The 15,365-nt window shown below is 42.7% G+C and carries 12 protein-coding genes; all 12 read right to left on the reverse strand.

Annotated features, from left to right (window positions below; translation table 11 throughout):
• Window positions 1-530: 530 nt before the first annotated feature.
• Window positions 531-2,261, reverse strand: a complete 1,731-nt coding sequence (locus tag EWV60_RS13625; protein WP_287232796.1) for an Rqc2 family fibronectin-binding protein — start codon at window positions 2,259-2,261, stop codon at window positions 531-533.
• 201 nt (window positions 2,262-2,462) lie between these two features.
• Window positions 2,463-3,137, reverse strand: coding sequence for a DevA family ABC transporter ATP-binding protein (locus EWV60_RS13630; protein ID WP_287232798.1), 675 nt, complete (start codon window positions 3,135-3,137; stop codon window positions 2,463-2,465).
• Between the two features lie 48 nt (window positions 3,138-3,185).
• Complete coding sequence (gene devC, locus EWV60_RS13635) at window positions 3,186-4,382, reverse strand: ABC transporter permease DevC (protein ID WP_287232800.1); 1,197 nt, start codon at window positions 4,380-4,382, stop codon at window positions 3,186-3,188.
• Entirely contained in the window at window positions 4,379-5,701 is a 1,323-nt protein-coding gene (locus EWV60_RS13640) for an ABC exporter membrane fusion protein (protein ID WP_002753531.1), read from the reverse strand. Before EWV60_RS13640 ends, devC begins: the two co-directional genes overlap by 4 nt.
• Before the next feature lie 78 nt (window positions 5,702-5,779).
• Window positions 5,780-6,226 carry an SGNH/GDSL hydrolase family protein gene (locus tag EWV60_RS23270; RefSeq protein ID WP_002753528.1) on the reverse strand — a complete coding sequence of 149 codons (447 nt, stop codon included), beginning with the start codon at window positions 6,224-6,226 and terminating at the stop codon, window positions 5,780-5,782.
• A 3-nt stretch (window positions 6,227-6,229) separates the two neighbouring features.
• Window positions 6,230-6,805, reverse strand: a complete 576-nt coding sequence (locus EWV60_RS23275; protein WP_353734397.1) for an SGNH/GDSL hydrolase family protein — start codon at window positions 6,803-6,805, stop codon at window positions 6,230-6,232.
• A gap of 73 nt (window positions 6,806-6,878) precedes the next feature.
• Window positions 6,879-7,250 (reverse strand): hypothetical protein, encoded by a 372-nt coding sequence (locus EWV60_RS13650; RefSeq protein WP_002753524.1) that lies wholly within the window; start codon window positions 7,248-7,250, stop codon window positions 6,879-6,881.
• Between the two features lie 128 nt (window positions 7,251-7,378).
• The gene (locus EWV60_RS13655) at window positions 7,379-9,142 is read right to left on the reverse strand and encodes an NAD(P)/FAD-dependent oxidoreductase (RefSeq protein WP_287232802.1); all 1,764 of its coding nucleotides are present in this window, start codon (window positions 9,140-9,142) and stop codon (window positions 7,379-7,381) included.
• Between the two features lie 47 nt (window positions 9,143-9,189).
• Complete coding sequence (locus EWV60_RS13660; protein WP_287232804.1) at window positions 9,190-10,554, reverse strand: flavin-containing monooxygenase; 1,365 nt, start codon at window positions 10,552-10,554, stop codon at window positions 9,190-9,192.
• A gap of 84 nt (window positions 10,555-10,638) precedes the next feature.
• Window positions 10,639-11,400, reverse strand: coding sequence for an SDR family NAD(P)-dependent oxidoreductase (locus EWV60_RS13665; RefSeq protein WP_287232806.1), 762 nt, complete (start codon window positions 11,398-11,400; stop codon window positions 10,639-10,641).
• Between the two features lie 193 nt (window positions 11,401-11,593).
• Window positions 11,594-13,330: an NAD(P)/FAD-dependent oxidoreductase gene (locus tag EWV60_RS13670; protein ID WP_287232808.1), complete on the reverse strand. Its 1,737-nt coding sequence runs from the start codon at window positions 13,328-13,330 to the stop codon at window positions 11,594-11,596.
• A gap of 150 nt (window positions 13,331-13,480) precedes the next feature.
• A complete protein-coding gene (locus EWV60_RS13675; protein ID WP_287232809.1) occupies window positions 13,481-15,034 on the reverse strand; it encodes a hotdog family protein in 1,554 nt (517 codons plus the stop codon).
• Window positions 15,035-15,365: the final 331 nt, after the last annotated feature.

The raw sequence follows: 15,365 nt of genomic DNA on the forward strand, positions 1-15,365 counted from the left end.
TCCATTTTTTTGCTTACCTCCACCTTAATTCCTTCTTTCAAAACTATACCTATCAATCGTTTCCCCTTTTTTTAAGTTTCTTCTCTTTTTGTTAAGAAAGATCTGACTAATGGATAGCACTAAAGGAGGGGGATTGTACCCAAATTTTCGATCAAACTAATCCTATTGAAAAATTAAAAAGGGTTTTACCATTATTCAGCAAGCCCTAATTTAGGTTATACTTCTGGATGGATGGAAATTAATTTTGCACCACTACAAAATGTGAGACGGGGACGATCACGGAGTTACAGAACCGGTTAGGTTAAGATAAAATACCAGTGGTCGCTTTAATATCACCTAAATAGTCGGTTTTTTGTGTCTTTCCCTCGACTATCGGCTGCTACCACTGGTTTGCTGTTGTTTGTTGTTGTAATCTGAGGAAATATAGTTCTTGCGTTCCCAAGCGCCTGAACTGCATTTATCTCTCTAGTAAAAATTGTAACAGACAATACCCATTTTGTGTAAAAAAAAGTAAACAATTTGGTAAAAAATTATTTTTTGCGGTAATCCTCAACCCTCTGAGGACAGCCCCAGATTACTATTTCCTGTTTGTAAACCACCATACCGGGCTTTGCGCCCTTGGGTTTATAGACGTATTTAGGACGGGTATAGACGACGGGAACCTGTTCACTATGGCGCGCGCGGCTATAATAAGCGGCGTAATCAGCGGCAAATTGCAGATCGGCGGCTTCTGGAACTGTACCGGGGGTTAAACGCAGTAAAACGTGACTACCAGGGATTTCTTGGCTATGAAACCAGATATCGTAATCGGTGGCACTACGAAAAGTTAGCCGATCATTTTGACGGTTATTTCTGCCAATCCATAATTCGACTCCAGAGGGAGTAGTAAAGCGCATGGGTTCGGATTCTTTATTATTCGTCCGATTACGCTGGTAATTGCTTTCTAGATACTTCTGTTGAATTAATTCTTCTTGTATCTCGTCTAATGACTCTAAATCTTCGCTGCTGCTATAATTTTCTAGTTGACTTAAACTTGATCGCACCTGTTCAAGATAATTAATTTCACTGACCACTTCCTCTAATAAAGGTTCCACCGCTAACCGGGCCCTTTTTAATTTCTGATGTTGTTTATACAAATATTGGGCATTCTGCACGGGATTTCTTTCGGGATCGAGAGGAATAATGACAGGTTTTCCTGTTTGGAAATCCGCCAAAGTAATGCTAGTCATTCCCTGCTGTATTTGCTGTAAATTTGCCATTAATAAATCCCCTTGCTCTTTATAGCGATCAGCATGAGCAGATTCTGCTAGTCTTGTTTGAAATCCTGCCGCTTTAGTTTGCAGTTTAGTCAGTAAAGAGGTGATTTTTTGGTTTAATTTTTGCTGTAGTTGTCGAAAGTTTTCTTGATTAATTTGGTCGCTATAATAACGGTTTAATAATTCTTGGACATTTTTAGCCGCTGCCAGCATCTCCCCACCGATAACTGTATAACCTTCTCTCGTCCATCCCGGTTGAAAGGTTTTATTTTCAAGGATTTTTAACCATTCTTGCCAGGCCGAAAAGAGCTTTTCCCAATCATTATTATCTAACTGATCCGTATTTAATTTTGGGTTAATTTTTGCTTTTTGTAACAGCGATCGAGCGATAACGGGACTAACCCCACGATAGGTACTAACTAGCTGTTTTTCGATAGTTTTAGGGATTAAACTAACTCGGGTTTGCCAACTGCTCAAGGATTCTTCTAAACTGGGGTCTGTTGCCAATAAAACGGGGGGTAGTTGATAGGTTTGTCCCGTTTGTACGGTGCGAACACTAGACTGGGTAGCATTAACTTGATGGGCAACGGTGACAATTTGATTGTCAGCCGCAGTTAAAATGACATTGCTATATTTGCCCATAATTTCTATATACAAATGCCACAGCGCCGGATCATCGGGACGTTTGGCAAATTGCAGATCAATGACTCTTTCCCACGGGGCAACAAATGCTAATTTTGTCAGGGCAAAACCATTGAGTTGATGACGCAATTGATCGCTGAAAGTGAAGGTATCAGGGACTTTCGGCGGTGGATCACCAATATGCATCCGCGCCCCTTGGGGATGCCAAGAAATAATTAACCATCCCTTGCGATCGAAGGTTCGTAAATGGAGGGCGATGGTTTGGCGATCAATTTGATACACTTGTTCTAGTCTGGCCGGCAGCCAAGGGGCAGCAATTTCGGCACAAGTGGCACTGAGGGTGGTAAAGTCTAGGGATTGCATTTTCAGGATTCAGGAGATCTTCTCGATGCCAAAGTTGGCACCGCCAAGCATGAAAATATAATAGCTTCCCACTAAGGCTAAGACAAAAAAGTTGTTTCCTCAATTAAAAACAGATTTGGTGTCAGAATCTATCGGTGGAGGTATCCCAGTCTTAGCCGAAAAGCTGAGGAGTGCCTTTTCTGAGTTTTCTCTAGATGGCTATTAGCAACTGCACAAGCGTCCATCTTCCATGTGAACAATGCGATCAGCAATATCTAAAATCCGATTATCGTGGGTAACGAGTACAATAGTACGGCGCTGTTCTTTGGCTAAACGTTGCATCAAATTTACCACGTCTCGTCCCGTTTTACTATCGAGGGCGGCTGTTGGTTCATCGGCTAAAACTAATGGGGGATTACCGGCCAAAGCTCGCGCGATCGCTACCCTTTGTTTTTGTCCCCCGGATAAGCTATCTGGATAATAGTCGATCCGATGTCCTAAGCCGACTTTTTCTAATATCAAAGCAGCGCGTTCTTCTGTTTCCCGTCCGCCGAGATGTTCCTGAAGCTCGATCGACATTTGTACATTCTGTCTTGCGGTTAGAAAGGGTAACAAATTATGGGCTTGAAAAATATAACCAATTTGACGGCGGGTTTGGACTAATTGTTCTTCACTAGCCCCCCGTAATTCTTTTTCAAAATGCTGTAAGCTTCCTTCTTGAACAGAGCGTAGGCCACCGATTAAGGATAGTAAGGTTGTTTTTCCGGAACCAGAGGGGCCAGTTAAAATAACGATCTCTCCCTCTGTGATTTTTAGGTTGATCTGAAAAAGAACTTGTTTTTTCAGCTTTCCTTGACCGAAATAGTGATTGAGGTTTTGAATATCAATAACGTCCATAGACCGCTTTGTTCCTTGAGATGAGGTATAGATATTTGTTTCTTTTTTCTAAAAAATATCGGCTGGATCGGCATCTTGCAATTTTTTAACAGCAGTGGCTCCCGAAACGAAGGCCATGACTAAGGTTAAGATAAAGACAAAAACCGCTCGATCAAGCGACATATTGACAGGTAATAAGGTGGCATTTTTAGTAAACTCATATTGAATATTAGCGATCAAAAAACCTGGAATATATCCAAGAACAGCAATTAAAAAAGCCTGTTGTAAAACCATTGATAAGAGATAGCGATGACGATAGCCCATTGCCTTTAGGGTGGCGTATTCTGAAAGATGTTCCGAAACATTTGTATAGAGAATTTGATAAACTACCACCACACCAACAATAATTCCTAGAGCAACTCCCAGGTTAAAAATAAACCCGATCGCCGTGCTAGTTTGCCAATATTTTTTTTCAAAGTTAACAAATTCGCTTTTCGACAAAACTCGAACATCTTTTGGAAAGTATTTTCTGAGTTTTTCTAGGGTTTTTTGAATATCTTGATCTGGTTTTAGTTTAATCAAACCCACATCAATGAAGCCCTTCTGGCGATTGTCAAAAATTCGTAAAAAATTTATATGGCTAGTCACTAAATTTCCATCGGAGCCAAAGGAAGTCCCAAACTGAAATAAACCCACCACATTAACCTTGCGATTTCCGTTGGGATTTCCCAACTCTGTGCTTACGCTTCCATCCCTGCGAAAATCTTGGGCAATTGTCCCGAATTCACTACGAGAACCCTGATCAAATAATACCGTATTAGGCATTTTTAATTTCTCAATATTTTCGGTAATTCCAGACAAATTAAGTACGGGATATCTCAGATTAATACCAAGGACAAAAATATTACGCCAATAATTACGAGTATTAGGATTTTTCCATTGAGCAAAATCGAGATAAATCGGGCTAACGTAATCGACTTCATCAAAAGCAAGTGATTGTAAAAGTCGTCGTTCTGGGAAACTTTTCATCGCAATTAAGGCAGTCGAGCGAGGACTGATTAAAAAAATATCTCCTTGTAAACTTTGATGGAAACGAACGGCACTATCGAAGAGAGCATCACGAATCCCCAACTGCATAAAAATAATCACCACGGAAAAAATTACGCCTGAAAGAGCCACCAGTAGACGAACTTTTTGATGCTTTAGCTGTAGCCAAGCCGTGGCCAACTTAGTGCCTCGTTTCTGGAATAATTTTCGCTTATTCACTTGGTTTCTCCTTGATTTTGGGCATTGCTATCCTCAATTACCACCGTCACTTCCAAATTGCTTAAGCCAGATACTTGGGTGCTCGATTCGGGGGTAAGGCGAATTTTCACTTCCACTACCCTGGCATCGGCATCGGCTACCGGATCAGTACCAAGAACATTTTGCCGGCCCACTTGTAAACCAATTTCGCTAACAACTCCCGTTAATTCTCCGGCTAAACCATCACTCCGAATCGTAGCGGTTTGTCCGACTCGCACCCGTTGAATGTCTGTTTCGTAAACTTCTGCGCGAACATACATTTCCCCAGTTTCACCTAAATCAACAATCCCCTCATTGCCGACAACTTCTCCGGGCCAGGTACGAATTTTCAGAATTTGACCGCTTTTTGGTGCTTTTACATAGGCTAGGTTTAATTCGGCTCGGGCCCGTTTTACCAAGGCTTGATCAGATATTAATTGGGCTTCGGCAACTTGGACATCGACAGGACGAACTTCGGCGACCGCTTCTAAAGCCGCTTGATTGGCTTTGATCTCTTGAGCAAGGGTGGTTCGGGTGCGATCAAGATTGGCTTTGGCCTCCTGAATACGTTGCTTCATGGTGCGCTCAATTCGATTCAGATTCGCTTCCGCTTCTTGTAAACTTTTAGCTATGGTTTCGGCTTGTAGACAAAAGCGGTCCCGTTCTTGCTCCGGTACAGCCCCATCTAGGTACAGGGTTTGATAACGACGGCAATCCGTTTGTGCGTTGATTAATTCGGCCCGAATTCGTTCGATAGTTGCCTTTCGGGCCGAGGTTTCCCCTTGTAACTCCGCTTCTAAACTGGCAATGGTCGCCTGTTGGGTAGCAATCTGTCCCCTTAATTCCGCTCGTGTTTTTTGGAAACGAGCATCTTGTGCGGCCACATCTCCCTGTTTTGCCCCCGCTTTAACTTGCGCTAAACGGGCCTCGGATATTTTCCTCTGGGCTTCGGCTTGGGTTAAAGCAGCTTGAAGGCGCTCATGGTTGTCTAAAATTGCGATAATTTGACCATTTTTCAGATGATCTCCTTGTTTTACTAGGAGTTGGGCTACCCTCGTTCCCTCCATGAAAGCAGGGGCCGAGATTTTAATCACTTCTCCCTTGGGTTCGAGATAGCCTCTGGCGGAGATAGCAGTGGGACTAATCTTCGATGGGGAATAAATCGCCGCTGGAGCGGGGCTATTCCCTCGAAAACGTAAGAGAAAATAGGTAGCACTCGAACCAGTTAATATAGCAACTGTAATGACAGTAACACTTGTTATCCAGCCTCTAGGTTTCACAAAAAATGCAGATTTAACCATTGTTTAGTTGATTCTAACCAAAAAATAAGGGCAAAACAGGAAACTACCGAGACTGTACAAAGGCCGACGGGGAGGGAGTTAGGGATTTTTTCGGATCATTCGACCGATGAAAGCAAGGGCAGAAACGAAGAATATAGCCCCACCGGTAGCTGGTTCGGGGGTGGACTGTAAGCTCGATTGAGCAACGGCGGCGATTGCTCTTTGTCCGGCGGTCGAGGGATGGAGTTGATCCCAAAAAAAGTAACTATCGGGATCACTACAAACACTCACAACCGGATTAGTGACTAGACAGGGTTCTGTTAGGTTACTAAACCCAAAACGAGCGGGATTGGCTTGTAATTGGTTGAAACTATCCCAGAAATCTAGAGTCATAATTTTCACCTGGGATCCAAAGGTTGTTTGCAAATGGTTGATTCGAGTAAATAGCAGGTCTCGATGCTCTGTGGTGAAGTGATTGAGAGCCGCTTCTCGTCCGGTCCCTTGCACAAGAGGCACTTTTCCTAAATCGAAAAGATTACTGACCATGATTTAGTTGCCCCCCATGCCAACAAGAGCGCGAATAGAAATTTCTAGATTGTTCACCGCCTCTACTGGCTCAGTGATGCCGCCAAACAGATAATCATTAGCTCCGGCAGCGATGATATATAGTCCCCGAGGATCGGCGACCGTTACGCTATTAAGATATTGATTGACTTGCGTGAGGACTCCTGGCCAACTTGGATTAATCGTGTTCAGCGTCCCCGTATTCGCTCCGCCAAAAGCAAAATTGGTGGCGGCATTAACTGTTAATCCCAGAGATTGGGCTAGATATTCCACCCAAACCGGGCCATTGGTAAAACGTCCCTCGGCATACAGGGGAGCCGGTGGAAATGCTCCACCAGTAGCCTGATACACTCGACCTATATCTACGTTGCTGTCACCAAAAACATAGATTTGGTCAATATTAAAGCTACTCGCTTGAACCGAAGATTGTATTACTCCTGCACAGAGTAAGGAAAGAGAACCAATCCCAAAAGCTTGAAAGGTTATTGTTCGGAGAGGATGTGTCCTCAACCAATATTCAGGAAAAATAAGCGAGACAGATAACCTTTTACTTGTGGACATATCTTGAGGTTTTCGGAAATAAATAAAAACACATTTTCTGAGAAATGCTATTAAAATTGAGCAAAACAATTCCCTAAGAAGTTATTTCCTCTGGCAATTGACAAAAAGTTACCACGATCTGACAAGAAGGAATTCCATTGGCTAAAAATAGATAAAGACAAGCTCGTTCGGATGGTTTTTTTGACCAGCAATAAACCGGGATACCTTGTTGATTAGATGCGGGTTGCTCTGAAGCGTAAATATCGAGAAATAGGGGAGTTTTTCTTTTTTGGTCTGAATTGAGAGGACAAAGAGCAGCAGCGAGGATAAAAATAGAGCCAATTTCACTTAAGCGTCTTTGCTCTAACGAAACTAGATTGCCAGACTGTAGAGATGCTAATTCTTTTTCGGTCAGATTTAGCCCTAACGATTTGACCCCTTGATGAATTTCTTCATAGGTAAACATGACTTTTTCCGAGTAATTCTTAAGAGCAAGAATGGAGAGTTGTCAGGAAAGAAATAGGTGGCTATTAATCATATTACTTGATCATCCTAGCCGCACCTATTCCTAGAAAACACCCTTGATAAACACGGCTAAAACCAAGGGTTTAAAGAAGATTGATATTGATAATGTTTAAATTCCTCAGTTGTGCAAGCAATTTGATGATTATGAGGAATTTTTTTCATCTTTAATCGATGATAAAATTCTCCGAACGAGGCGACCCCTGACAAAAGCAAGAGTCGCAGGAAGTGATAGAGATGTTTAGGAGCTATTACTCCCCCCAAACCAAACCCCCTCCACTGAAAAACGAGATACCAAATCGCTCCATAGAAATGAGTGTATTTGATGCTCGTAAAGATGTTACTACGAAAAGGCTCATATTGAACATTTTCTAGGAAGCTATCAAAATGGACTAGCGGTTGATAGTCACCTAGTAGCTGATCCCCTCGATAACAATCCAGTAAGCCTAGGTTAGCTTTTCGTTCAACTAATTGATTTAATTGTTCGTAAATCTCGACAAAAAGTGAATTGACTGTCTGACGATGAATCTTGACAAATCCCTCAATAAAGGAAACATTGAGATGCCATTTTCCCACATACAGGGGTACCAAAATTCCGAACCACCAGATGTACTCGAAATAGATTCGCCAACTCATGATACTGGCATGACCGAGTTGAGTTTTGTGATCGCGCATAAGTTGATTCACTCCTTCCGCTTGTGCGAGATTAAATTGGTTGTAAGCTACGCGTTTAACCTCGGCATCTGCTTCTCCTGCTAACTTCGATCGAATGACTTCAGTAACACTTTCGATGGCAAAAGTGGTCAGGGATGTACCCATAGAATAAAAAGCATCGAAAATATAAGCCGCATCCCCAATCACATACCAATTATCTGCCGAAAGAACTTCCTTACTGGTGTGAGCGATTCTCGGCCAGTAGTGAAAATCGATCTTCTCTCCACTGCTCAATAAATCATAAAGAAGTTTGTGATTAGCTTTGAGAAATGCGTAAAACTTCTGTTCTTGATTTAGATAATCGGCGGGAATAATTTCATGATGATGGATAACTCCGATCGAAATTTCTTGAGTGTCTGTGTCCGTGGGAATCATCCATAGCCAATGACCTTGCCCGAACCAGTGATTAGTGGCATAGTAGTGACTACAGGATGTGGCTTCTGGATCATAGCCAGAGTGAAAAAGAGTTCGATCAATATTTTTAACCTGTACCCATGCCGAACCCGTATTTACACCACAAAGATGCTCCGGATCGAAAATAACATTATCCGTTTTTTTGCCGATAATAAATTGACGACCAGCGGCATCTACTAAATGTTTAGCGGTTAATTCAATCACTTCATCGTGCAATTTAACCTTGACTTGATGGGGATCATTTCCGGGATGAATAGTAACATCAACGACACGACCATTATAAAAATCAACTCCCGTTTCCTTATTCATTCGTAACAGATCCCGCTCAAATTTAGCTCGATTCATTTGGCTAGAGGCAAGGGGGGGCTGTCGATTCGTCCAAATATGGTAGTAATCCTCGATGGTATCGGTTTTGTGAGAATCTTTTGGCCAGTGAAAATTTAAGCCAAATTTGGGAGGATGATTTTCAATCATGTATTCGTAAAGACCCAACTCTTTACAAATAAATAAATTAGCAATTTCTACCGTTGACTCGCCAATTTTTAGATCCTTATCGCTACGATTTTCTGGACGAGGATCGATTAAAGCGATCTTGATATTGGGAACCTTAAGCATCAGGTGACGGGCTTGGCAAACGCCCGCAAAACCAGCACCCATAATCACAACATCATAGACGAATTGCCGAACAGAATTAGTGGTTTTGATCATGACAATTACCGAGAACAGGAGTAAATAGAGACAGTGGAACAGAAAATTTAGCTGATCGTGCTAACAATGTGGGCTGGTAACAAAGAATTGGCTTCAGATTGGAGCAGAGGTACCGCTCCCCTGGAACCCTTTTTCATCTCCTTTTTCACACGAGCAATATAAGGCTCATAATCCACTTGCATTGTGTGACGGGCTGAATAACCGTAACGTTGACAAACTTGTTCTTTTTCTTGGAAGATTTCCCGTTTCATTGTCCTAGAATCGGGCAACTTGTACTCTCCTAATAAGTATTGACTAATCCACTGACTTTGTAATTCAGCGATCGGCATAACCGGACCGATCGGTTGTAATAGGCCAATAAAAAATAAATCGCGATAGTCAGGGTGAAAAACATGATGGAATAGTTGTACCTCATTATTTTTAACCTCGATCACTTCTGAACGGAAAAAAGGAAAGCTCACGTTATAGCCAGTGCAATAGATAATTTCATCCACTTTTTCTCGGCTTCCGTCCACAAAGATCACTCCATCTCCATCTAACTTTTGAATGTTGGGTTTCGGTTTAACTCGTCCGTGAGATAGGGCGGAAAAAATATCGGAACTGATGGTAGGATGAGCGTGCATATAAGGATGATCGGGATCGGGGAGACCATACTGGCTTAATTTTCCCACCTGCAATTTCACCGCAAAAGCTTGAATTTTTAATTTCCAGGAGAACGGTAAAAAACGAGGAATTGGCGCTAGATCAAGCGGGGTTCCTAAAACGTGTTTAGGAATAATATGAAAGCCGCGTCTTACGGATAAGTAAGTATTTCGAGCAATCCGAGATACTTCAACGGCAATATCCATCGCAGAATTGCCAAAACCGACTACAACAATATTTTTATCCTGATAAATTTCCCCACTCTTATAGTAATGACTATGGGTTTGTTTGCCATCAAATTCTCCAGGAAAAGACGGGTTAGGCCAACGAGGATTCCAGTGGTGTCCATTGGCAACAATTAGGGCCCGATAATTATGGCAAGATTGATCGTCGAGAGTAATTTGCCAACCACCCAATTCTAGAGGTTCAGCTTTAACGACTTTTGTTTGAAAATGAATATGGGGCTTAAGGCCAAAATGCTCGGCATAATCATCAAAGTATTGAGCGATTTGACTGTGATGCGGGAAATTAGGATACTCCTCTGATAAAGGATAATCGGAGTATTGCATCAGTTGTTTGGATGTGTTAATATGCAGGGAGCGATAGGCACTGGATAAACCATTGGCATTGTTATAGACCCAAAGACCGCCCACACGGTTACTCATTTCATAACAATCAAAGGCAATTCTTCGCTCTTTTAAGACCTTACAAGCTGCGATGCCTGAAGCACCAGCACCGATAATACATACTCGATCGAGCAGGGGATTCATCGTTCTATGTTCTCCAGAGTTTCAAAATTTCACTCGAAAAAGTCAGGGAGGAAATCAGGGGTACCCCTGATTTCCAGAGGAAATTTAATGCTGTTCAACTACTCGATAATGATGTTCCAGAACCGCCGGAAAAGCACCCCGTAGGATGGGCAATAAACGCTCTGTCCAATTCATAAAAACATTCGGTTGGGGACGCTCGATCGCTCGGGCAATTACTGCCGCCACCGTATCGGCTGAAGCCATCGGCACTGGAGAACGACCATCAATTAAATGCCCGGAACGCTTTGGGGCAACTGGCCAAAATTCTGTCTGAGTTTCCCCAGGACTCACCAAAACGACTTTAAATTGATGGCCCATCTCGCGGCGAGCAACGGTGAGTAGGGATGAAACCGCGCTTTTCGAGGCACTATAAACCCCGTAACCCGTGGGCAAAGCATAGGCAACGACAGAAGAAACGCCGACAAAAACACCTTCGTGAAGATGGGGAGCGCTAGCTTGTAAGGTGTAGAGTAAGCCGAAGAGATTCACATCGAATAATTCTCGGGCTTCCTCCTCGCTGGTTGCCAAAATCGGCTTTGTAATGCCGAATCCGGCGTTGGCTACGGCGGCATCTAAACCCCCTAACCCGGCGAAATGATTGATCGCCTCGAATTGTTGGCGACGGTCGCGCACATCGAGAGGATAAAGGTAGGCCTTACCCCCCGCTGCCTGTACTTGTTGGGCAACCTGTTCTAGCTTATCTTGACGACGGGCTGCTAATCCTAAAATATGACCCTCTTGCGCTAATTTAATCGCTAAAGCTTGGCCAATGCCACTAGAAGCACCAGTGATGAAAATACGTCGCATAATTCCTCCTAAGATTGGATAATTGAACAAGAGCAGGGATATTTTTGATGAGAAAGAGAGCAAAGAAATCAGCTTTTTTTCGGAGGGTAAACATTGTCTAAATGGGGTAATTTGCCCCAGGAAATATCTACACTTGCAAGGGAACTTTTTCCGCTTCCATTTCGGGAGATTTAGTATCTACTCCCTCGACTATTCAAGGTTGAAGGGTATCCCCATACTGATACTCTTGAAAAGCCTGTCTCATTTCGGCGATCAATCGGCTTTCGCTGCCATGATTCCCAGTTAAACTATAGATGATATCTCCCAGACCAATGTAAATAGAGGTGGTCAATAATTTTGCCATTGTCCCCAGAGAACGGGAGTGGCAAACTTGGGACAGACCGCCACTTTTCCATTGCAGTTTTAGATACCAAATGGTCAGATAGAAGAAGGTTTTCTTCATGCTGGTAAATACGCTGGTTTGTTTTGGTTCATATTGGGCATTTTCGAGGGCGTGGGTATAACGCTTAGGGGTGTGATAGTTCCAAATCAGTTGATCACTACGGTAACAATCCATTAAGCCGATATTTTTCTTTTCGTCCACCAGTTGATCGAACTGATCGTGAATTTCATAAACTAGACTTCTGAGGGTTGTTTGGAAAGTTTGGACGAACTGGGGGATAAACTCTAAGTCTAAGTGCCATTTGCCCACAAAAATGGGGATCAAAATGCCAAACCAAATCATGTTTTCAAAGTAAATTCGCCAACTCATAATACTGGCATCTCCCAAGTGACGACTATGGTTATGCATAAAGAGATTAATCGAGTTGATCAGAGTCAGATTGAATTGATTGTAGGCTTGGCATTTTTCCGCCGCGTTGACTTCTCCGGCTAACTTGGCGTGAATAATCTCTGTAATACTATCGATCGCTGATACGATCATCGTCGATCCGAGAGAATAAAAAGCATCAAAAATACAAGCAGAATCGCCAATCACATACCAATTATCGGGAGAGTATAGGGTTTTACTGGTGTGAGCGAGCCTCGGCCAGTAGTGGAAATCAATATTCTCGGCACTGGCGACCAATTGATAGAGAATATTATGGTTTGCCTTGAGAAATTCATAGAATTTTTCCTTACTATTGAGGCTTTCACTGGAAATATAATCATGGTGGTGAATCACACCGATCGATAATTCCATTGTCTCTATATCAGTGGGAATCATCCATAACCAATGACCTTTACCAAACCAGTGATTGGTGGCGTAGTAATGACTACAGCTTGCTCCTGTGGGGTCGTAACCAGAATGAAAAATTGTTCGATCGACATTTTGAACCCGAACCCAAGCTGAACCAGTATTTACCCCATACAAATCCTTAGAATCGAAACTAATATTATTAGTTTTCTTGCCGATTAAAAATCTTCTTCCAGCTGCATCTACAAGATGCTTACCCTGTAACTCGATCGACTCGTTTGGTAATTTAACCTTAACGGTATGTAGTTGATCATTCGGGGTCAAATCGATATCCACTACCCGGCCATTATAAAAATCTGCGCCCATTTCCCGATTCATTTTCAGCAGATCGCGTTCAAATTTCGGGCGATTTAGTTGCGTCGAAGCTAAATCCGGTTGCCGATTTGCCCAGATATGAAAGTAATCATCGATAGTTTTTGTCTGATCATTGCGCTTGGGCCAGTGAAAATTCAGACCGTATTTCGGGGGATGATTTTCAATTAAATATTCGTACAATCCTAAATCTTTGCCAAAAAATAGTGTCGCTACTTCAACTGTAGATTCTCCTAATTTGAGATCCTTTTCTGTCCGATTTTCGGGACGAGGATCAATCATAGCGATCCGAATATTAGGAATTTTGAGCATTAGATGTCGAGCTTGACAAAGGCCAGCTAACCCGGCCCCCATAATAATTACATCGTAAGGGCGATTAGACATATTTTTCACGGTAACAACTCCTAGGATTTAAAAAACTTTGGTGGCTTGAATATAGCCGCTCAAGAGATAGGAAAAAACTGATTTAGGGAATACTTCAACTTCGCTAGATTTTTTTCTGGAAAGATTCGGCCAAGAAATTGAGCGATCGGCTCAGAAAGCGTCTTGAATAGTCGAAGGTAAAAAACTGGGTTGAAATTGGCCTTGTTGATCGGCAAGAAGCCAAATTACATCCTGTTCTCCCACGGCAAGTTTCTGGAAATTACCCGCCGCATCCTGACGGAAATACTCGAAACCTAAGGTCATTCCCCGTTCAAATACAGCCCTCAGTTGCATAGAAACGTGAATTTCTTCAAAAGGGAGAGCTTCTCGTAAATAGTCAATCTGACTACGAAGACAACGAAATTCTCCTCGTTGGCCAGAACGTCCATAGAATTCGGGGACTAGGGAGTAACCGAAACGATCACATAAACGACCTTGCCAATCACTATAGATGGCGAAGTTAATATTTCCGATCGCATCCGTTTCTTCTAACGAGGTGAGAAAGGATTCTTGCCGGAGTAATTTTCCTTTCTCGCGGGGATAATGGCCGCGGTAGAGTTCCTTGCTCATGGAGAAAAGAGAAGGAACTGGCGAAGTTTGAATCGGTTCATAAAGACCCGCCATAAAATCCGCTAAAAACTGGGGCAGGGGGTGAATTTTTGAGCCTTGACTAGGAGAAATTTCTGTCCAAGTCATGGTTAAAGTACTATGGGCAATTTTTGCTCGTATCTCTTGCTCTGTCACCCGAAACCAGTCGTAACCAAAATTAACAGTTGATTCAGAAACTTCCTGCACCCAAAAATGAACTTCTACTTGATCCTGTAGTCCTAAATCTCCAAAAATCTCTACTTGGCTACGATTGGTTACCATTCCCCACCGTCCCGTTTTGAGATATTCCCCCAAGGTATGACGGATCGGTTGAATTGCCCGGTCTCGTACTTGTCCCATCCAGTGAAAGAAGTAGGAAAAATAAACATTTTGGCTAATGGTTGCCGTTTCCTTGTAACCCACAGGCCAGCGCCAGATTAGTTTTTGCAAGGGAGTGGAAACGGTGGTTTGGGGAGGGGAGGAAATGGGAGTTGAATTGACCACCACCGCTACCATTCTTTGAGGATTGCGGGTAAGTTTCACCGGAAAGGTAAGCACAGATAAAGACTGACCGGCAACGAGGCCTCGAAATAAAACATTTTCTCCGAGAGATCGTTCTAAAACTAAGTCGATGTCCATGGCTTGGGTAGCTTTCCGGAGAGCTTCTAGGGCGGCCCAGATGCGAGTTGCTGCCTGGTCGATCGATTCTACTCCTCGAGCGAGTAATTGTTGAAGTAGAAGTTCTCGTTTAAAACTCAGTAAAGCGATCCAATCTTGGGGACTTCGTTGAGTAATGGGGGCGATATCGCACCCTTGCCGACCATAACCGGAGACACACAGACAGAATTGCTCATCATGGGATAGGGAAACCCCGACATTTTCCACTCCCGCTCCTTGCAGAATCGGTTGACCTGATGTTAACCACTGAATTTCAGGAGTTTGAGCGAGTGGTAAACCATCAATCCCCGGGGGAAGAGTTGTTCCAGAAGTGATCGAATATAGCGGTGCTTTCATCGTTTTCCCTGGTTCCCAAGAATCAACGGCGGAAGTAATCGTATCTTGTCTGAATTTGCCCATCTTGAAACATTCTCCGAAACTAGGTGGAGAGAATGAGAAGTTTTGGCTCTTCCGAACTTGTCATGTAAAATTAAAGAAAAAACAGACAATTATTGCTGACCAATAAAACAATAATTCATCTTTAAAAGCTGACTATGCTTGCAATACAGCAATTTATTGGTTAAAATATAGACAGCCAAGATCAGCAATTTTAGACACAAGCTATACTTATACCATCAAATCCACAATTAAAGTTAATGACCGAGCTACTTCACCTAGAAGGAGTTGTCGTTACCAATTATCAAATTATTACCGATATAGGAATTGTTTTACATTTAGAAAATATGTCAAG

This window comes from Microcystis sp. Msp_OC_L_20101000_S702, assembly GCF_007095705.1.
GTDB classification, from domain to species: domain Bacteria; phylum Cyanobacteriota; class Cyanobacteriia; order Cyanobacteriales; family Microcystaceae; genus Microcystis; species Microcystis ichthyoblabe_A.